Source organism: Actinoplanes sichuanensis (assembly GCF_033097365.1).
In the GTDB taxonomy this organism is placed as follows: Bacteria; Actinomycetota; Actinomycetes; order Mycobacteriales; family Micromonosporaceae; genus Actinoplanes; species Actinoplanes sichuanensis.
The window spans coordinates 9,276,262-9,293,927 of record NZ_AP028461.1 but is presented as its reverse complement, the minus strand read 5'-3'; the positions used below and the strand labels follow the sequence as shown (position 1 = coordinate 9,293,927).

The 17,666-nt window shown below is 68.9% G+C and carries 15 protein-coding genes; 13 read left to right on the top strand and 2 right to left on the bottom strand.

From position 1 onward, the window contains the following. Window positions 1-88: 88 nt before the first annotated feature. The 5 genes from Q0Z83_RS42715 (at window position 89) to Q0Z83_RS42695 (ending at window position 8,032) form a co-directional block, all read left to right on the top strand. Window positions 89-4,468 (top strand): HAMP domain-containing protein, encoded by a 4,380-nt coding sequence (locus Q0Z83_RS42715; RefSeq protein WP_317789147.1) that lies wholly within the window; start codon window positions 89-91, stop codon window positions 4,466-4,468. 61 nt (window positions 4,469-4,529) lie between these two features. Then, window positions 4,530-5,078 carry a response regulator gene (locus Q0Z83_RS42710; RefSeq protein WP_317789146.1) on the top strand — a complete coding sequence of 183 codons (549 nt, stop codon included), beginning with the start codon at window positions 4,530-4,532 and terminating at the stop codon, window positions 5,076-5,078. Window positions 5,079-5,188: 110 nt separating this feature from the next. Continuing rightward, window positions 5,189-6,682, top strand: coding sequence for a pectate lyase (locus Q0Z83_RS42705; RefSeq protein WP_317789145.1), 1,494 nt, complete (start codon window positions 5,189-5,191; stop codon window positions 6,680-6,682). A gap of 58 nt (window positions 6,683-6,740) precedes the next feature. Further along, window positions 6,741-7,253 carry a SigE family RNA polymerase sigma factor gene (locus tag Q0Z83_RS42700; protein WP_317789144.1) on the top strand — a complete coding sequence of 171 codons (513 nt, stop codon included), beginning with the start codon at window positions 6,741-6,743 and terminating at the stop codon, window positions 7,251-7,253. After that, complete coding sequence (locus Q0Z83_RS42695; protein WP_317789142.1) at window positions 7,250-8,032, top strand: hypothetical protein; 783 nt, start codon at window positions 7,250-7,252, stop codon at window positions 8,030-8,032. Before Q0Z83_RS42700 ends, Q0Z83_RS42695 begins: the two co-directional genes overlap by 4 nt. 42 nt (window positions 8,033-8,074) lie before the next feature. On the opposite strand, the gene Q0Z83_RS42690 is transcribed toward Q0Z83_RS42695, so the two are convergent. Beyond that, window positions 8,075-8,401: an STAS domain-containing protein gene (locus Q0Z83_RS42690; protein ID WP_317789141.1), complete on the bottom strand. Its 327-nt coding sequence runs from the start codon at window positions 8,399-8,401 to the stop codon at window positions 8,075-8,077. 124 nt (window positions 8,402-8,525) lie between these two features. On the opposite strand from Q0Z83_RS42690, the gene hemL reads away from it, so the two are divergent. Genes hemL through ccsB form a run of 6 tightly spaced genes read left to right on the top strand, consistent with a single transcriptional unit; the run spans window position 8,526 to window position 14,391 of the window. Then, window positions 8,526-9,869, top strand: a complete 1,344-nt coding sequence (hemL, locus tag Q0Z83_RS42685) for a glutamate-1-semialdehyde 2,1-aminomutase (protein WP_317789139.1) — start codon at window positions 8,526-8,528, stop codon at window positions 9,867-9,869. Then, entirely contained in the window at window positions 9,866-10,522 is a 657-nt protein-coding gene (locus Q0Z83_RS42680; RefSeq protein WP_317789138.1) for a histidine phosphatase family protein, read from the top strand. Before hemL ends, Q0Z83_RS42680 begins: the two co-directional genes overlap by 4 nt. After that, a complete protein-coding gene (locus Q0Z83_RS42675; protein ID WP_317789137.1) occupies window positions 10,522-11,082 on the top strand; it encodes a TlpA family protein disulfide reductase in 561 nt (186 codons plus the stop codon). Before Q0Z83_RS42680 ends, Q0Z83_RS42675 begins: the two co-directional genes overlap by 1 nt. After that, a complete protein-coding gene (locus tag Q0Z83_RS42670; protein ID WP_317789136.1) occupies window positions 11,082-11,864 on the top strand; it encodes a cytochrome c biogenesis CcdA family protein in 783 nt (260 codons plus the stop codon). The genes Q0Z83_RS42675 and Q0Z83_RS42670 overlap by 1 nt, the downstream gene beginning before the upstream one ends. After that, a complete protein-coding gene (resB, locus tag Q0Z83_RS42665) occupies window positions 11,861-13,453 on the top strand; it encodes a cytochrome c biogenesis protein ResB (protein ID WP_317789134.1) in 1,593 nt (530 codons plus the stop codon). Before Q0Z83_RS42670 ends, resB begins: the two co-directional genes overlap by 4 nt. Then, complete coding sequence (ccsB, locus tag Q0Z83_RS42660; RefSeq protein WP_317789132.1) at window positions 13,453-14,391, top strand: c-type cytochrome biogenesis protein CcsB; 939 nt, start codon at window positions 13,453-13,455, stop codon at window positions 14,389-14,391. The genes resB and ccsB overlap by 1 nt, the downstream gene beginning before the upstream one ends. Here the strand turns inward: ccsB and Q0Z83_RS42655 are convergent. After that, window positions 14,388-15,227 (bottom strand): hypothetical protein, encoded by an 840-nt coding sequence (locus tag Q0Z83_RS42655; protein ID WP_317789130.1) that lies wholly within the window; start codon window positions 15,225-15,227, stop codon window positions 14,388-14,390. The genes ccsB and Q0Z83_RS42655 overlap by 4 nt on opposite strands. Before the next feature lie 74 nt (window positions 15,228-15,301). On the opposite strand from Q0Z83_RS42655, the gene Q0Z83_RS42650 reads away from it, so the two are divergent. After that, on the top strand, window positions 15,302-16,762 hold the full coding sequence (locus tag Q0Z83_RS42650; protein ID WP_317789128.1) for a menaquinone biosynthesis decarboxylase: 1,461 nt from the start codon (window positions 15,302-15,304) through the stop codon (window positions 16,760-16,762). Beyond that, window positions 16,750-17,655, top strand: a complete 906-nt coding sequence (gene mqnP, locus Q0Z83_RS42645; protein WP_317797280.1) for a menaquinone biosynthesis prenyltransferase MqnP — start codon at window positions 16,750-16,752, stop codon at window positions 17,653-17,655. The genes Q0Z83_RS42650 and mqnP overlap by 13 nt, the downstream gene beginning before the upstream one ends. Window positions 17,656-17,666: the final 11 nt, after the last annotated feature.

Below are 17,666 nucleotides of genomic sequence, written 5' to 3'. Positions count from 1 at the left end.
TGGATGCACAAAGTCGTGTCTCGCATTGACCCGGTCGAGCGAGAGAGGATAAGTAGCCCCCGGCAGCAGACAGCAGGTGAGGACGAACATGACTGCGGCAAAAGAGGTCGATGAGACCGTACTGCTCGGCGAACTCGCCGACGCATTGCGCCGGGTGCGACGGGGCGACCTCAAGGTGCGCCTACCCCGGCGAGGTGGCGCGGCCGGCGCGGTCGCGGAGGCGTTCAACGAGGTCGTCTCGCTGCAGGAGCGGCAGAACCTGGATCTGCGTCGGATAAGCCGCATCGTCGGGCGGGACGGCCGGCTCACCGAACGGCTCGACGAGGAGGGCCTGGACGGCTCGTGGGAGGACAGCGTCCGCTCGGTGAACTCGCTGATCGACGACCTGGCCCGGCCCACCACCGAGATCTCCCGGGTGATCGTGGCGGTGGCCGAGGGCGACCTGTCGCAGCACATGGCGTTGGAGATGGACGGGCGTCCGCTGCGCGGTGAGTTCCTGCGGATCGGCCGGACCGTCAACACGATGGTCGATCAGCTGTCGTCGTTCGCCGACGAGGTGACGCGGGTGGCCCGTGAGGTGGGCACCGAGGGTGAGCTGGGCGGTCAGGCCGACGTGCGGGGTGTGGCCGGCACCTGGAAGGACCTGACCGACTCGGTGAACACGATGGCGTCGAACCTGACGCACCAGGTGCGGTCGATCTCCCAGGTGGCGACCGCGGTGGCCCGCGGTGACCTGTCGCAGAAGATCACCGTGTCGGCCCGGGGTGAGGTGGCCGAGCTGTCCGACACCATGAACGGGCTGACCGACACGCTGCGGCTCTTCGCCGAGCAGGTGACCCGGGTGGCCCGCGAGGTGGGCACCGAGGGCAAGCTGGGCGGTCAGGCCGACGTGCCGAACGTGGCCGGCACCTGGAAGGACCTCACCGACTCGGTGAACTCGATGGCCTCCAACCTGACCAGCCAGGTGCGGAACATCGCCCAGGTGTCGACGGCGGTGGCCAAGGGTGACCTGTCGCAGAAGATCACGGTCGCCGCGCAGGGCGAGATCCTGGAGCTCAAGGACACCGTCAACACGATGGTCGACCAGCTGTCGTCGTTCGCCGACGAGGTCACCCGGGTGGCCCGCGAGGTGGGCACCGAGGGCCGGCTCGGCGGTCAGGCCCAGGTCCGCGGCGTCTCCGGCACCTGGCGCGACCTCACCGAGAACGTGAACCAGCTGGCCGCCAACCTGACCGCCCAGGTGCGGAACATCTCCCAGGTCTCCACCGCCGTCGCGAAGGGTGACCTGTCGCAGAAGATCACCGTCGACGCGCGCGGCGAGGTCCTGGAGCTGAAGAACACCGTGAACACGATGGTGGACCAGCTGTCGTCGTTCGCCGACGAGGTGACGCGTGTCGCCCGCGAGGTCGGCTCGGAGGGCAAACTCGGCGGACAAGCCCAGGTCAAGGGCATTTCTGGTACGTGGCGCGACCTCACCGACAACGTCAACTACATGGCGTCGAACCTGACCAGCCAGGTGCGGAACATCGCCTCGGTCACCACGGCCGTGGCCAAGGGCGACCTGTCGCAGAAGATCACCGTCGATGCCCGTGGCGAGATCCTGGAGCTGAAGTCGACCGTCAACACGATGGTCGACCAGTTGTCGTCGTTCGCCGACGAGGTGACGCGGGTGGCCCGCGAGGTGGGCACCGAGGGCAAGCTCGGTGGTCAGGCGCAGGTCCGCGGCGTCGCCGGCACCTGGCGTGACCTGACCGACAACGTGAACTCGATGGCCTCCAACCTGACCAGCCAGGTGCGGAACATCGCCCAGGTGTCGACGGCGGTGGCCAAGGGTGACCTGTCGCAGAAGATCACGGTCGACGCGCAGGGCGAGATCCTGGAGCTGAAGAACACCGTGAACACCATGGTGGACCAGTTGTCGTCGTTCGCCGACGAGGTGACCCGGGTGGCCCGCGAGGTGGGCTCGGAGGGCAGCCTCGGTGGTCAGGCGCAGGTCCGCGGCGTCGCCGGCACCTGGCGTGACCTGACCGACAACGTCAACTACATGGCGTCGAACCTGACCGCCCAGGTGCGGAACATCGCCTCGGTCACCACGGCGGTGGCGAAGGGTGACCTGTCGCAGAAGATCACGGTCGACGCGCGCGGCGAGATCCTGGAGCTGAAGAACACCGTCAACACGATGGTCGACCAGCTGTCGTCGTTCGCCGACGAGGTCACGCGTGTCGCCCGCGAGGTCGGCTCGGAGGGCAAACTCGGCGGACAGGCCCAGGTCAAGGGCGTTTCCGGTACGTGGCGCGACCTCACCGACAACGTGAACCAGCTCGCCTCCACCCTGACCATCCAGCTGCGCGCCATCGCCGAGGTGTCCACCGCCGTGACCCGCGGTGACCTGACGCAGAGCGTCGCGGTCGAGGCGCAGGGCGAGGTCGCCGAGCTGAAGGACAACATCAACCGGATGATCGTCACGCTTCGCGACACCACGAAGGCGAACGCGGAGCAGGGCTGGCTCGACTCCAACCTGGCCCGGATCGGCGGCCTGCTCCAGGGCCAGCGGGACGTCGGCGAGGTCTGCCGCATGATCATGACCGAGGTGACGCCGCTGGTGGACGGCCAGCTCGGCGCGTTCTTCCTGGTCGACAACGAAGAGGCGGTCATGCGCCTGCGGCTCAACGCCGCCTACGGCTACGTCGCCCGGGACCACGACGTGATCTTCGGGCCGGGGGAGGGGCTGGTCGGCCAGGCCGCGGTCTCCCGCCGGACCATCCGGGTACGGGCCACCCACGACGGAATACTGACGATGCGCTCCGGGCTGCTCGCGATGCCGCCGAACGACCTGGTGGTACTGCCGGTCCTGTTCGAGGGCGAGATGCTCGGCGTGATCGAGTTCGCGTCGGTGGCCGCGTTCAACGGGCTGCACCTGACGTTCCTGGAGCGGCTGGTCGCGACGATCGGCATCGCTCTCAACACCATTCAGGCCAACCGGCGTACGGAAGAGTTGCTAGCCCAGTCGCAGCGGCTGGCCCGGGAGATGCAGGACCAGTCGGCCGAGCTCCAGCGCACCAACGCCGAACTGGAGGACAAGGCCAAGCTGCTCAGTGAGCAGAAGGCGAACATCGAGCTGAAGAACCGGGAGATCGAGCTGGCCCGGCTCGGCCTGGAGGAGAAGGCGCAGCAGCTGTCCCGGGCGAACACGTACAAGTCGGAGTTCCTGGCCAACATGAGCCACGAACTGCGGACCCCGCTGAACTCGCTGCTCCTGCTGGCCCGCCTGCTCGCCGACAACACCGAACGCAACCTGACCGGTAAGCAGATCGAGTTCGCCAAGACCATCCACAGTGCCGGGTCGGACCTGCTGTCGCTGATCGACGACATCCTGGACCTGTCCAAGATCGAGGCCGGCCGGATGGACGTCGAGGCCGACGTGGTCGACTTCGACGGCATCCGCAGCTATGTCGAGCAGGCATTCGTACCGCAGGCGGAGATCAAGGGCCTGGACTTCCGGGTGGATGTGGCGCCCGAGCTGCCCGACTCGATCGTCACCGACCCGCAGCGCCTGCAGCAGATCCTGCGCAACCTGCTGTCGAACGCGGTGAAGTTCACCGACAACGGCTCGGTGACGCTGAGCATCTTCTCGACGCCGCTGGACTCGGACGTGGACGCGCCGCCGCTGCTGCACTCGGCACAGCAGGTGGTGGCATTCGCGGTGACCGACACCGGTATCGGCATCTCCGACGAGAAGCTGGCGCTCATCTTCGAGCCGTTCCAGCAGGCCGACGGCACCACCACCCGCAAGTACGGCGGCACCGGCCTGGGCCTGTCGATCAGCCGTGAGTTCGCCGCGCTGCTCGGCGGCACCATCTCGGTCTCGTCGGTGCCGGGAGAGGGCTCCACGTTCACCCTCTACATGCCGGAGGCGCTGACCCCGGACGCGATCCCGATGCCGGTGCTGCCGCCGGTGCCGGCCAAGGCGGTCTCGGTACGTCCGGCGGCCTCGCTGGGCCTGCCGCTGATGGAGATGCCGCCGCGGGTCGAGGAGAAGCCGACGGTGAGCCCGGCCGGTCGGAAGCTGGAGGGTGTCACGGTCCTGATCGTCGACGACGACGTGCGTAACGTCTTCGCTCTGACCAGTGCCCTCGAGATGCATGGACTCCACGTGCTGTACTCGGACAACGGGGTGGACGGTGTTCGGATCCTGGCCGAGCATCCGGAGATCGACATCGTGCTGATGGACGCGATGATGCCGGACCAGGACGGCTACGAGACGACCCGGGGAATTCGGCGCAATCAGCGTTTCCGGGACCTACCGGTAGTCTTCCTGACGGCGAAGGCCATGCCGGGAGACCGGGAATCGGCCATCGCGGCCGGTGCGAGTGACTACATCACCAAACCGGTCGATCTGGACGAACTGATCGAACTGATGGACCGCTGGGTGAACGCGGAGGGAACCGGAGCGCCGGAAGAAGGCTGAAACCGGCCGGAACGGGGTAGCGCCATGGGAGGGAAACTACCGGTGGGTGAGGTGAGCACGGGTGGGTGAGCGTGCCAAGGCGCTACTGGTCGACGACCGGCGGGACAACCTGCTGGCCCTGGAGGCGATTCTCCAGGGCCTGCCGGTGACGCCGGTGGCCGTGGAGAGCGGCGAGGCGGCGCTCAAGCAGCTGCTCACCGACGACTTCGCGGTGATCCTGCTGGACGCGCACATGCCCAACATGGACGGTTTCGAGACGGCGAGCCACATCAAGCGCCGGGAGCGCACCAGGCACGTACCGATCCTGTTCCTGACCGCTGCCGACCGGGACGCGCAGCTCGCCCTGCGCGGCTACGCCGTCGGCGCCGTCGACTACCTCACCAAGCCCTTCGACCCGTGGGTGCTTCGGGCGAAGGTCTCCATCTTCGTCGAGTTGTGGACGAAGAATCAGCAGCTCAAGTCGCAGGCCGAGGCGTCCAGGGAGCGTGAGGCGCAGTGGCTGCGGCTGACCGGGACGATCGACGAGGCGGCCCGGGTGCTGCGAGCCGGCGGTGAGGACGCCGCCGCCGAGGCGCTCGACCTGCTGGAGAAGGCCCGTTGGGGAGACTGATCCGGGCCTGATTGTGACCTGGGTCACTACCGGCAACCTTGCTGGGCAGTCGCACCACTACCGGGGCGTGATCGCTTGATCATGCGACGTCATCCCCGAGTAGGAGCAACATGCGGCACGCAATGCCCAAGGCGACCCCGAGCCGGCGTCGCCGTCGTCTGGTCGCGGGTCTCGGCGCGGCGGGTGCGGCCGGCGCCGTCACCGCGCTGGTCGCCATCCTCGTCCCCTCCGCCTCGGCCGCCACGCTCTTCAGCGACGACTTCGAGAACGGCGCGGGCAACTGGTCGAAGTCGGGCGGCACCTGGTCGGTCGTCTCCGACGGATCGAAGGTCTACCAGCAGGCCAAGACCGACAGCGAGCTCGCCCGGGTCTTCGCCGGTGAGAGCGCCTGGACCAACTACTCGGTCGAGGCCAAGGTCAAGGGGCTCGACCTCAGCAAGGGTCTGGCCGGTGTCGCGGCCCGGGCCAGCGGATCCTCCACGATGTACCGACTCGCCCTCACCTCGGCCGGCAAGGCCGAGCTCCAGGCGGCCAAGGGCAGCACGATCACCGTCCTCGGCTCGGCCGCGATCACCGACCCGTCCGCCTGGCACACCCTGAAGGTGGACGTCTCCGGCAGCACCATCACCGGTTACGTCGACGGCACCAAGGTCGCCTCCGGGACCGGCACGCTGACCGGCACCGGCCGCATCGGCCTGGTCACCAGCTTCGCCTCGGCCGAGTTCGACGACGTGTCGGTGAACCCGCTGGGCGCCGCCCCGACCACCTCGGTCACCGCGACGGTGAGCCCGACCGCGACCAAGACCGCGACGGCGACCCCGACCGCGACCAAGACGGCCACCGCGAGCCCGAGCGCTTCCAAGACCGCCGGCGCGACGCCCACCGCGACCGCGACGGCCACCCCGGCCCCGACCGGCTCCTCCGCGGCGTGGCCGAAGGCGACCGGCGAGAAGGCCGTCACCGCGACGATCGCCGTCTCCGGCACGCTCGACGGCGGCAACGTCCGCTACTTCGGCAGCGGCGCCCTGGGCAGCGACTCCCAGGACGAGTCCCAGGGCCCGATCTTCAAGCTGGCCGACGGCGCGGTCCTGAAGAACGTCATCCTCGGTGCGCCGGCCGCGGACGGCATCCACTGCTCCGGCTCCTGCACGCTGATCAACGTGTGGTGGGAGAACGTCGGCGAGGACGCGGCCACCTTCAAGGGCGGCACCTCGGCCACGTACACGGTGGACGGTGGCGGTGCCAAGGGCGCCGACGACAAGGTGTTCCAGCACAACGGTGGCGGCACGCTGACCATCAAGAACTTCCAGGTCGAGGACTTCGGCAAGCTCTACCGCTCGTGCGGCAACTGCTCGACCCAGCACAAGCGCGCGGTCGTCGTGCAGAACGTGGTCGCCACCGCCCCGGCCGGCAGCCTGGTCGGCATCAACACCAACTTCGGTGACACCGCCAAGATCTCCGGCGTCACCGTGATCGGCAAGAAGAGCCTGGACATCTGCGTCAAGTTCACCGGCAACAGCTCCGGCAAGGAGCCGACCAAGATCGGCACCGGCCCGGACGGCGTCAACTGCATCTACAACGAGTCCGACATCACCTTCAAGTGATCGCCGGCGGCCGCCGGGAGCACCCTCCCGGCGGCCACGGCCCGGAAAAGGGATGCCGATGCGCGACGCCGCCTTCCGCGAGTACTTCGAGCGGCACCACGACTCGATGTCACGGCTCGCCTATCTGATGACGGGTGAGGCGGAGATCGCCGACGACCTGGCCGCCGATGCCCTCACCGAGGTGTGGCGGCACTGGGACCGGGTCACCGCGGCGGACGATCCGGCCGCCTACGGACACGGCATCCTGATGAACCTGGCCCGCAACTGGGTCCGGCGCCGCAGCCGGGAGCGCCTGCTCACCCTGGAACCGTTACGCCGGGCCCTCGACCCGGACGTGTCGGCCGTCCTCGACGTGCGCGGCGCGTTACGACGGCTCCCGCACCGGCGGCGGGCCTGTGTGGTGCTCCGCTACTCCTTCGACCTCTCCGAGAAAGAGGTCGCCGCGATCCTCGGTATCTCGGTCGGGGCGGTCAAGAGCGCCACCTCACGCGGCGCACGGCAACTCGCGGAACTACTCGGCGGCAGCAGTGTCGCCCTCGCACGAATCGACGGTTGGGAGGCGGCGCGATGACGCTCATCGAATCAGAGCTGCGCGCGGCACTGCGCGCCGAGGCGGCGGCGCACCGTCCCGACCGGGAGGCGATGCTCGACCGGATCACCCGGGCCGCGATGCACAACCGCACCGCCCGGAACCGGCCCGGTCCGCGCCTGAAGATCACCGGCGCCGCCGTCGCGGTCGCCGCGGTGCTCGGGGGCGGCGGATTCGCCCAGTGGGCGGTGGCCGGCGACGACGCGCCCCGACCCGAACCCACCCCGACCGTGGTGATCTCGGTGTCCCCGACGCCCAGTGTGGCGCCCTCGCCGAGCGCGACCGGCCCCACCGCCAAGTCGTCCAGCCGGGCGCCGAGGTCACGACCGCCCAGCCGGTCGTCGAGCCCGTCGCCGTCGATCGGCGGCCCGACCACCGCGCAGGGGGCCCTGTGGTCGGACGGCTCGGTCGCCCCGGACGGCGACTCGCAGGCCAGCAGCGTCGTGACGGTGACGACCAGCGAGCGGCTCATCGCGCTGGACGTGACGATCCGCCTCAACCGCACCGACGGCCTGACCGCCCGCGGCGGCAGCCAACAGGTGCCCGGCGCGAGCGTGACCAGCACGGTCACCGAGGAGCCGAGCGCCTTCGTCTATCGGTTCGTGCTCTCCTCCGGGGACACGCTCGAACCGGGGACGTACACGTTCTACGCCCGATACACGTACCCCGAGGGCGGGCGGGACGCCGGTGGCGACGGTTATGCCGCCGCCGCGACCACAGAGGGCGGAGCGGCGCCGAAGGTCAACGGCGACTTCCGCTGAGAGATCTCCCCCGGCCGACGGGATCCGGCCGGGGGATCCTTTTCAGTTCGGGCTGATCATCAGCGCGGACCGCAGGCCCGTGATGTCGAGCACACGCATCAGGAACTCGCCGACGTTCGCAAGGGCCAGAACGATCTGCGCGTGCTGCGCTTTCCGGCTCAGGACGACGAGTGTGCCCAGGCCCTGAGAGTCACAGAACGTCACCCCGGACATGTCCAACACGATGCGATTGAGCTGGTCATCGACCACCAACTCGTTGACGACGGTGGACAACTCGGTAACCGTGAGCACGTCGATCTCCCCGGCGAGCTGAATCGTCACCTCGTCGGGTGCGCGCTGAACCGCGATGGACAGCTCGGGTCGCTCCACGCCGGTCAGCCTATCCTCTTCGGGGCGAATCAGCCCGTCCGGCGCGGTCCGACGGGGCGCTTCCGGACATCATCCGATGACGTGAAGAACCCTCTCGCAATACTCGTTCCATGCCGCTGACAGAATGGGGACCGCTGTGACCACGACATATCCCACCGCGGGACTTCCGTACCCGGAGGACGCCCCGGTCTCCCAGGCCCTGTTCGACCGCGCCCAGGCCATCGTGCCGGGCGGGGTGAATTCACCTGTGCGTGCGTTCCGAGCGGTCGGCGGCACGCCCCGGTTCATGGCCTCGGGCTCCGGGCCCTGGCTCACCGACGTGGACGGGCGGCGCTACGTCGACCTGGTCTGCTCCTGGGGTCCGCTGATCCACGGCCACGCTCACCCCGAGGTGATCGAGGCGGTGCAGCGGGCCGCGGCTCTCGGCACCAGCTTCGGTACGCCCACGGCGGGCGAGATCGACCTGGCCGAGGAGATCGTCAGGCGTACCCCGATCGACGAGGTCCGCCTGGTCAACTCGGGTACCGAGGCGACGATGACCGCGATCCGGCTGGCCCGTGGCTTCACCGGCCGGTCCAAGGTGGTGAAGTTCGCCGGCTGCTACCACGGTCACGTGGACGCGCTGCTCGCCGCGGCCGGCTCCGGCGTCGCGACGCTCGGTCTGCCCGACTCACCGGGCGTCACCGGGGCGACGGCCGGCGAGACGATCGTGCTGCCGTACAACGACGTCGCCGCCGTCGAGGCCGCGTTCGCCGCCGAGGGTGCCGAGATCGCCGCGATCATCACCGAGGCCGCCCCCGGCAACATGGGTGTGGTCACCCCGCGCGAGGGCTTCAACGAGGCGCTCGCCGAGATCGCCCATCGGCACGGCGCGCTGCTCATCGTCGACGAGGTGATGACCGGCTTCCGGGTCTCCGCCGGCGGTTGGGCCGGGCTGCACCCGGTCGACGCCGACCTGTTCACGTTCGGCAAGGTGATGGGCGGCGGACTGCCTGCCGCGGCGTTCGGCGGTCGCCGGGAGATCATGTCCCGCCTGGCCCCGGCCGGCCCGGTCTACCAGGCCGGCACCCTCTCCGGTAACCCGCTGGCATGCGCGGCCGGCCTCGCGTCGCTGCGGCTGGCCGACGCGGCCACCTACAAGCGGCTGGACGAGCTGTCCGGCACGATCGGCTCGCTCTGCGCCGACGCGCTGGCCGCCGCCGGTGTGCCGCACCGACTCCAGTACGCCGGCAACATGTTCTCGATCTTCTTCACCGAGAACGAGGTCGTCGACTACGACTCCGCGAAGACGCAGGACGCGGCCGCGTTCAAGGCGTTCTTCCACACGATGCTGGCCAACGGCGTCTACCTGCCGCCGAGCGCGTTCGAGTCATGGTTCGTGTCGACGGCGATCGACGACGCAGCGCTGGAACAGATCGCCGCCGCGGCGCCGCTCGCGGCCCGAGCCGCCGCGGGGGCGCATTCATGAGCGAGCCGACCAAGACCACGGTGCACGTGCTGCGGCACGGCGAGGTCTACAACCCCACCAAGATCCTGTACGGCCGCCTGCCCGACTTCCACCTGTCGGAACTGGGTAACCAGATGGCGAAGGCGGCCGCCGAGGTGCTGTCCGGCCGAGACATCACGCACGTGGTGGCCAGCCCGCTGGAGCGCGCCCAGGAGACCGCCGCCCCGTTCGCCGCCGAGTTCAAGCTGGACATCGCGTCGGACGTGCGACTGATCGAGAGCGCCAACTACTTCGAGGGCAAGCGGGTCTCGGTCGGTGACGGCGCGTTCAGCAACCCCCGGCACTGGTGGGTGCTGCGTGACCCGATCACCCCGTCCTGGGGCGAGGCCTACCTGGTGATCGCGCAGCGGATGTTCGCCGCCGTGCAGGCCGCCCGGGTGGCCGCGGAGGGCCACGAGGCGGTCTGCGTCTCGCACCAGCTGCCGATCTGGACGCTGCGGCGCTACGTCGAGGGCAAGCGTCTCTGGCACGATCCGCGTAAGCGTGAGTGCGGACTCGCCAGTCTCACCTCGTTCCGTTTCGAAGGGTCCAAGGTGGTCGGTATCGACTACTCGGAGCCCGCCGCCCATCTGGTCGCCATGTCCGCGACGGCCAAGACCGCCAAGGGGGCCTGATGCGCCGCCTCGCCGCCGTCGCAATCGCCGCGGTCACCGCCGCCGGGTTCCTGACCGGCTGCGGCGGCGAGGAGAACTGGGCCAAGAAGTGCTCCACCACGAATCTCGTGGTGGAGTGCACCCCGGAGCAACGGCCACTGGTCGGCGGTGTCACCGGCGAGCTGCTCGACGGCGGCACCTACGACCTGCAGAACGACCGCGGCAAGGTGGTCGTGGTCAACTTCTGGGGCTCGTGGTGCGCGCCGTGCCGGGCCGAGGCCGACGACCTGGAGAAGACGTACCAGGCGACCAAGGCCAAGGAGGTCACGTTCCTCGGGGTCAACACCCGCGACGAGCGTGACTCGGCGAAGGCGTTCGAGAAGGGCTACCAGGTCACGTACGGCAGCCTGTTCGACGTCGGCAGCAAGGTCGGGCTGAAGTTCGACGTCACGCAGAACGCCATCCCGAGCACCCTGATCCTGGACCGGCAGGGCCGGATCGCGGTCGCCATCCGGCGGGCCACCACGATCGACGAGCTGCAACCGCTGGTCGAGAAGATCGCGGCGGAGGCGACCGGCTGATGGGCGGCGCCTTCGAAGGTGCGGTGACCGACGGGCCGATGCTCCTGGCGATCGGCGCGGCACTGCTCGCCGGGTTGGTCAGCATCCTGTCGCCGTGTGTGTTGCCGCTGATCCCAGGCTACCTCTCCTACGTCACCGGCCTGGCCGGTTCCGACATGGAATCGGTGATGGGCCGGAACGGCGCCACGACGACGGTGGCACTCAGGAGCCGCGTGCTGGCCGGCAGCAGTCTCTTCGTGCTCGGCTTCTCGGTCGTGTTCACCTTGATGGTCACCCTGGTGTCGAACGTCTTCCTGCAGCTCACGACCCACAAGGAAGTGCTCAACACCGTCATCGGCGTGGTGATCATCGTGCTGGGTCTGGGATATCTGGGCTGGATCCCGGGCTTCCAGCGGGAGGCCCGGATCACCAGGCTGCCGGCCGCCGGGCTGGCCGGGGCACCGATCTTCGGGGCGGTCTTCGCGCTGTCGTGGATCCCGTGTGTCGGCCCGACCCTGGGTGCGGTGATGGGTCTGGCGACCACCACCGGACAGACCGACCGTTCGATCGTGCTCGCGCTGGCGTTCAGTTTCGGACTGGGCGTGCCGTTCATCGTCTTCGGACTCTTCTTCCGCCGGATGCTCGGCGTCTTCACCGTCGTCCGCCGCAACAGCCGGTGGGTGACCCGGATCGGTGGCGGCCTGCTCATCCTGGTCGGCCTGGCCCTGGTCACCGGCGCCTGGGACCAGTTCCTGATCTGGCTGACCACCGTCGTCGACTTCTCTGAGGTGCCGGTGCTGTGACTGTCGTCGAGGACCGGCCCACCACCGCCGACACGCCGCCGCCGAAACGGCCCAACCCGGTCTGGGCGCTCCTGCGCAACTCGTGGCGGCAGCTGACCAGCATGCGGACCGCGCTGATCCTGCTCTTCCTGCTCGCGGTCGCGGCGGTGCCCGGTTCGATCTTCCCGCAGCGCGGGGTGAACCGGGAGAACGTCTCCGAGTACTTCGCGGCGAACCCGAAACTGGCACCGATCCTGGACCGGTTCTTCGCTTTCGACGTCTACGCGTCACCCTGGTTCGCGGCGATCTACCTGCTGCTGTTCACATCGCTGATCGGGTGCGTGGTACCCCGCCTCCGTGATCATTTCCGGGCGCTCACGACCGTACCGCCGGATGCTCCGAAGCGTCTGGACCGCCTGCCGCACCATGTCGACGGCGGGCGACGCCCGGAGGAACCCGCGGCCGCCGCCGCGGACCTGGCGAACCGGCTGCGCCGCAGCCGGTTCCGGACCCGGGTGCGGGAGACGCCGGACGGCTGGACGGTCGCGGCCGAGAAGGGCTATCTGAAAGAGACCGGCAACCTGCTCTTCCACTTCGCCATGCTCGCGGTGCTGGTCGGGGTCGGTTTCGGTCAGTGGTACGGCTGGCACGCGAACCGCCTGCTGATCGCCGGTCAGGACCAGGAGTTCTGCAACGCCGTCACGCAGCACGACGAGTCGGTCCTCGGCCCCCGCGTCGACGCCTCCGATCTGCCCGAGTTCTGCATGTGGATGACCGATTTCAGCTCCACCTTCCAGGAGAACGGCATCCCCAAGTCGTTCCGGGCCAACGTGCAGGTCAGCGAGGGTGGCGGCGCCTACCGGCAGACGTCGTTCTCGGTCAACGACCCGCTGCGGCTGGCCGGGGCCAATATCAACCTGATCGGCCAGGGCTACGCGCCGGTGCTGCGCTACACCGACCGGTTCGGCGCCTCGCAGGAGAAGGTCGTCGCCTTCCTGCCCACCGACAACATGCTGACCAGCGAGGGTGTCGTCCAGTTCCCGGACGTCAACATCGATCCGGCCACCGACAAGCGCGATCCGAAGCTGCAGATGGGCTTCGAGGGTGTCTTCCTACCGACCGGCGGCGACGACGGCAGCGCCCGCTCGAAGTACCCGGCGGAGAACAATCCGGTGCTCTATCTGGCCGCCTACCGCGGCGATCTGGGCTTGGACTCCGGAAAGCCGGGCTCGGTGTACGCGCTGAACCGCGGCCAGATCCAGGACGGCGACCTCAAGAAGGTCAGCGGCGAGCGGCCGTACGTGCTACGACCGGGCGAGAAGTGGACCCTCGACGACGGGACCACACTCGAGTTCGTCGGCACCCGCCGGTTCGCGACGATCTCCATCCGGCACGATCCCACCCAGTTCCTGATGCTGGTCGGAGCGGTTCTCGGTCTGGCCGGGCTGATGCTGTCGCTCTCCGTGCACCGGCGTAGGGTCTGGTTCCGGGTGGTCCCCGCCGAGGGCGGCAGCGCGATCGAAGCCGGTGGCCTGCCCCGCACCGACTACGCGGGTTTCGGCGATGAGTTCACGACGCTCACCCGGCATGTCAAGGAAGGGACGCCCTGATGGCGGAGTTGTCCAATCAGCTTATGGCGCTGACCGTGCTGGCCTATCTGGCCGCCATGATCTGCTACGCCGGGGAGTACGCGTTCGGCAAGCGCAGCCACATCGGTCGGGCCGCCTCGCGCAGCCTTGTGGGCGCCGGGGCTCCGGTCCCTGACGACGTCGTGATCGCCAAGCCCGGCGCCGGCAAGGGTGAGCTGGTCGGCCGGATCGCCGTCGTCCTCAACCTGATCGGCCTCGCCCTGCACCTGGGCACCACGGCCACCCGCGGGATCGCCGCCGAGCGGATGCCCTGGGGCAACATGTACGAGTACATCCTCTCCGCGACACTGGTCGGCGCCGCGGTCTGGGCGGTCGTGCTGCTTCGTAAGCCCGCCGTGCGCCACCTGGGCCTCTTCGTCTCGCTGATCCTGGTGGTGCTGCTCGGCGCGGCCGCGCTGATCGCCTACACCCCGGTCGGCCCGCTGGTCCCGGCGCTGAACTCGTACTGGTTCATCTTCCACGTCTCGACGATCATCATCTCGTCCGGCATCTTCCTGCTCGGGGCGGTGCCGGCCGCGATGTTCCTGATCAAGAACGGGTGGGACGCCGGTAAGCGCGGTTTCCCGTACACGCTCGGTCGCCGGGTCGGTGACGCCGGTTCGCTGGAGCGGCTCACCTTCCGTCTGCACGCCTTCGCCTTCCCGCTGTTCACGTTCGGCGCGTTGATCGCCGGGCCGCTGTGGGCCGAGGCGTCCTGGGGCCGCTACTGGGGCTGGGACCCGAAGGAGGTGTGGGCGTTCATCTCGTGGATCGTCTACGCCGCCTACCTGCACGCCCGGGCCACCCCGAGCGTCAAGCGGACCACCGCGACCTGGATCGCGATCGTCGGCTTCGTCACGATGCTGATGAACCTGTTCGGCGTGAACCTCTTCTTCGAGGGCCTGCACTCGTACGCCTAATCGTCGTCATCCGGGCAGTCGCCGGCGGTCCAGGTGTCGTAGCGGGTCTTCCAGTCCAGGCAGAACCCACCCCGTGAGGGCGCCGCGGTCTCGGTCGCGACGTCCTCACGCCAGTACCGGGCCGGCCCACCACCGACCGGCCGCAGTCGCACGTTGTCCACGGCCACCTTCGGCAGGTCGAGCTTGGCCTGCCGGGACGGGTCGACGTGCACCTCCACGTACTGCTCGATCCGGGCGACCGGGCCCAGCGGCAGCTGCTGCTGGGTGAGCAGGTTCCACCTGTTGTTCCACCACAGCCAGGCGCGCCAGATCCCGTTCCGGTCGGTGCTGATGTCCAGCCACACCTGGTCACCGGGGCGGACCGCGTACTGGTCGTAGAACTGCCAGCGATTGGTGTTCGTGTCGAAGGTGTAGATGTGCTGGCGACCCGGAGAGGCCCAGCCGGTCTCCGACCAGCCCGCCTCCAGCCAGGCGATCCGTCCGCCACCCAGGTCGCGTTTGGCCATGAACCGGCCCACCACGAAGTCGTAGGTCTGTGGGCGTACCGAACCGTCCACCACCGAGAAGCGGCCGGACACCCCGCCCCACTCACCGCGGGTCCCGGCACCGAGGTGGTGGTAGCCGCTCGGCGTGAAGGCGATCTTGTCGGATTCCAGGGCCGGACCGCCGGCCCGACACGCGCGGGGGCTGTCCACGGTGGCCGGGCCGGTCGGTGGGCTGGTCGAGGCCGGGCCGGGCGCTCCGCACCCGGGTAGACGTGCCCCGGGCGCGGAGGTCGCCGGGGCGGCGACCGCGAGAGCCGCGGCCAGACTGGTCAGCAGACACCATCGGGTCACGTTCCACAGCCTCATGAAAGCCCCAACGGGAGTCCCGGATCTCCAGTGACGGAACCTGGTGCCAGACTGGGGGCATGGCGCCGCGTGGATTCCCCTATGCCGATCTGCAGAGCTTCATCGCCGCCCTGGAGGCCGCCGGTGAGCTGCGACGAGTCACCGTGCCGGTGGATCCGACGCTGGAGATCAGCGAGATCGTCACGCGGACCGTGCGGGCCGGTGGCCCGGCACTGCTCTTCGAGCGCCCGACCCGGGGCGACATGCCGCTGGTGATCAACCTGTTCGGCACCGAGAAGCGGATGGCCATGGCCCTCGGCGTGGACCGGCTCGACGAGGTCGGCGAGCGGATCGGCGCGCTGGCCAAACCGGAGCTGCCGGTGGGCTGGTCCGGGATCCGCGAGGGCATCGCCAAGGTGCTGCAGCTCAAGTCGGTCCCGCCGAAGAAGGTGAAGAGCGCCCCCTGCCAGGAGGTCGTGCTCAAGGGCGACGAGGTCGACCTGGGTCTGCTCCCCGGCCTGCAGGTCTGGCCGGACGACGGCGGCATCTTCCACAATTTCGGGCTGACCCACACCAAGCACCCGGAGACCGGTAAGCGCAACCTCGGCCTCTACCGGCTTCAGCAGCACTCGAAGAACACGCTCGGTATGCACTGGCAGATCCACAAGGACTCGACCGCGCATCACGCGGTGGCCGAGCGACGCGGCGAGCGCCTTCCGGTCGCCGTCGCGATCGGTTGCGATCCCGTGGTGTCGTACGCGGCGAGCGCCCCCCTGCCGGCCGACATCGACGAGTACCTGTTCGCCGGTTTCCTCAAGGGCGAGCGGATCGAGATGGTCGACTGCGTGACCGTCCCGCTGCAGGTCCCGGCCGAGGCGCAGATCGTCCTGGAGGGCTATCTGGAGCCCGGCGAGCGCCTGCCGGAGGGCCCGTTCGGCGACCACACCGGCTACTACACGCCGGTCGAGCCGTTCCCGGTGCTGCACATCGAGTGCATGACCATGCGGAAGAAGCCGATCTACCAGTCGATCGTCACGTCGAAGCCGCCGCAGGAGGACCACGGTCTCGGCAAGGCCACCGAGCGGATCTTCCTGCCGCTGGCGAAGATCCTGATCCCGGACATCGTCGACTACGACATGCCGGCCTCGGGTGTCTTCCACAACTGCCTGATCGTGTCGATCCGCAAGCGCTACCCCAAGCACGCGCAGAAGGTGATGAGCGCGATCTGGGGCGCCCACCTGCTGTCCCTGGTCAAGCTGATCGTGGTGGTCGACGAGGACGTCGACGTGCACGACTACAACGAGGTCGCGTTCCGGGCCTTCGGCAACGTCGACTACGGTCGCGACCTGCTGCTCACCGAGGGGCCGGTGGACCACCTGGACCACTCGTCCTACCAGCAGTTCTGGGGCGGGAAGGCGGGTGTCGACGCCACCCGTAAGCTGCCGTCCGAGGGCTACTCCCGGGGTTGGCCGGAGGAGATGACCATGTCCCCCGAGGTGGTCGGTCTGGTCGACAAGCGGTGGAAGGAATACGGGCTGTGACAGCTGTGGCTTCGCCGCAACCGGGCAAGATCAAATCGTTCCTGCGGCTGGTGATGATCGAACACTCGATCTTCGCGCTGCCGTTCGCCTACCTGTCGTCGCTGGTCGCCGTGCTGAAAAGCGGCGACACGGTCGGTGCGCACTGGCTCGATCTGGTGCTCGTCACGATCGCGATGGTCGCCGGGCGTACCTTCGCCATGGCGGCCAACCGGATCCTCGACCGCAAGATCGACGCCCTGAACCCGCGGACGCAGAACCGGGAGCTGGTCACCGGCGCGGTCAGCGTCCGTACCGCCTGGACCGGCGCGATCGTCTCGCTGGTGATCCTGGTCGTCGCGGCCGGCCTGCTCAACCCGCTCTGCCTGGTCCTGTCCCCGCTCGCGGTGATCCCGCTGGTCGTCTATCCGTACGCGAAGCGGTTCACGAACTTCCCGCACTACGTGCTCGCGCTGGCTCAGGCGGTCGCCCCGGTCGGCGCCTGGCTGGCGATCACCGGCACCTTCGCCGGCTCCGGGCCGGCCTGGGTGCTCGGCGTCGCGGTGGGCCTGTGGATCGGTGGCTTCGACATCATCTACGCCTGCCAGGACGTCGAGGTGGACCGGAAGATCGGGGTGCACTCCACCCCGGCCCGGTTCGGGGTGCGGACCGCGCTGCACATCTCCACGGTCACCCACGTGCTGTGCTTCGCGCTGTTCGTCTGGTTCGGTCAGCTGGCCGGTTTCACCTGGTCCTGGTGGGTGGGCCTGCTGGTCACCGGGGCCGGCCTGGTCTACCAGCACGTCGTGGTGACCGAGAACGATCTCTCCAAGGTCAACCGGGCGTTCTTCACCGCGAACGGGTTCATCGCCATCGCCCTGTTCGTGTTCGCCCTGATCGATCTGTACCTGGTGTAACCGGGTCGGAC

What these genes read in the sequence shown, in the direction of transcription:
- Q0Z83_RS42680 (WP_317789138.1), top strand. Translation starts at nt 9,866, where the DNA reads ATGAGCGAGCCGACCAAGACCACGGTGCACGTGCTGCGGCACGGCGAG.
- Q0Z83_RS42705 (WP_317789145.1), top strand. Translation starts at nt 5,189, where the DNA reads ATGCGGCACGCAATGCCCAAGGCGACCCCGAGCCGGCGTCGCCGTCGT.
- Q0Z83_RS42675 (WP_317789137.1), top strand. Translation starts at nt 10,522, where the DNA reads ATGCGCCGCCTCGCCGCCGTCGCAATCGCCGCGGTCACCGCCGCCGGG.
- Q0Z83_RS42670 (WP_317789136.1), top strand. Translation starts at nt 11,082, where the DNA reads ATGGGCGGCGCCTTCGAAGGTGCGGTGACCGACGGGCCGATGCTCCTG.
- Q0Z83_RS42650 (WP_317789128.1), top strand. Translation starts at nt 15,302, where the DNA reads ATGGCGCCGCGTGGATTCCCCTATGCCGATCTGCAGAGCTTCATCGCC.
- Q0Z83_RS42695 (WP_317789142.1), top strand. Translation starts at nt 7,250, where the DNA reads ATGACGCTCATCGAATCAGAGCTGCGCGCGGCACTGCGCGCCGAGGCG.
- ccsB (WP_317789132.1), top strand. Translation starts at nt 13,453, where the DNA reads ATGGCGGAGTTGTCCAATCAGCTTATGGCGCTGACCGTGCTGGCCTAT.
- Q0Z83_RS42715 (WP_317789147.1), top strand. Translation starts at nt 89, where the DNA reads ATGACTGCGGCAAAAGAGGTCGATGAGACCGTACTGCTCGGCGAACTC.
- hemL (WP_317789139.1), top strand. Translation starts at nt 8,526, where the DNA reads ATGGGGACCGCTGTGACCACGACATATCCCACCGCGGGACTTCCGTAC.
- Q0Z83_RS42700 (WP_317789144.1), top strand. Translation starts at nt 6,741, where the DNA reads ATGCGCGACGCCGCCTTCCGCGAGTACTTCGAGCGGCACCACGACTCG.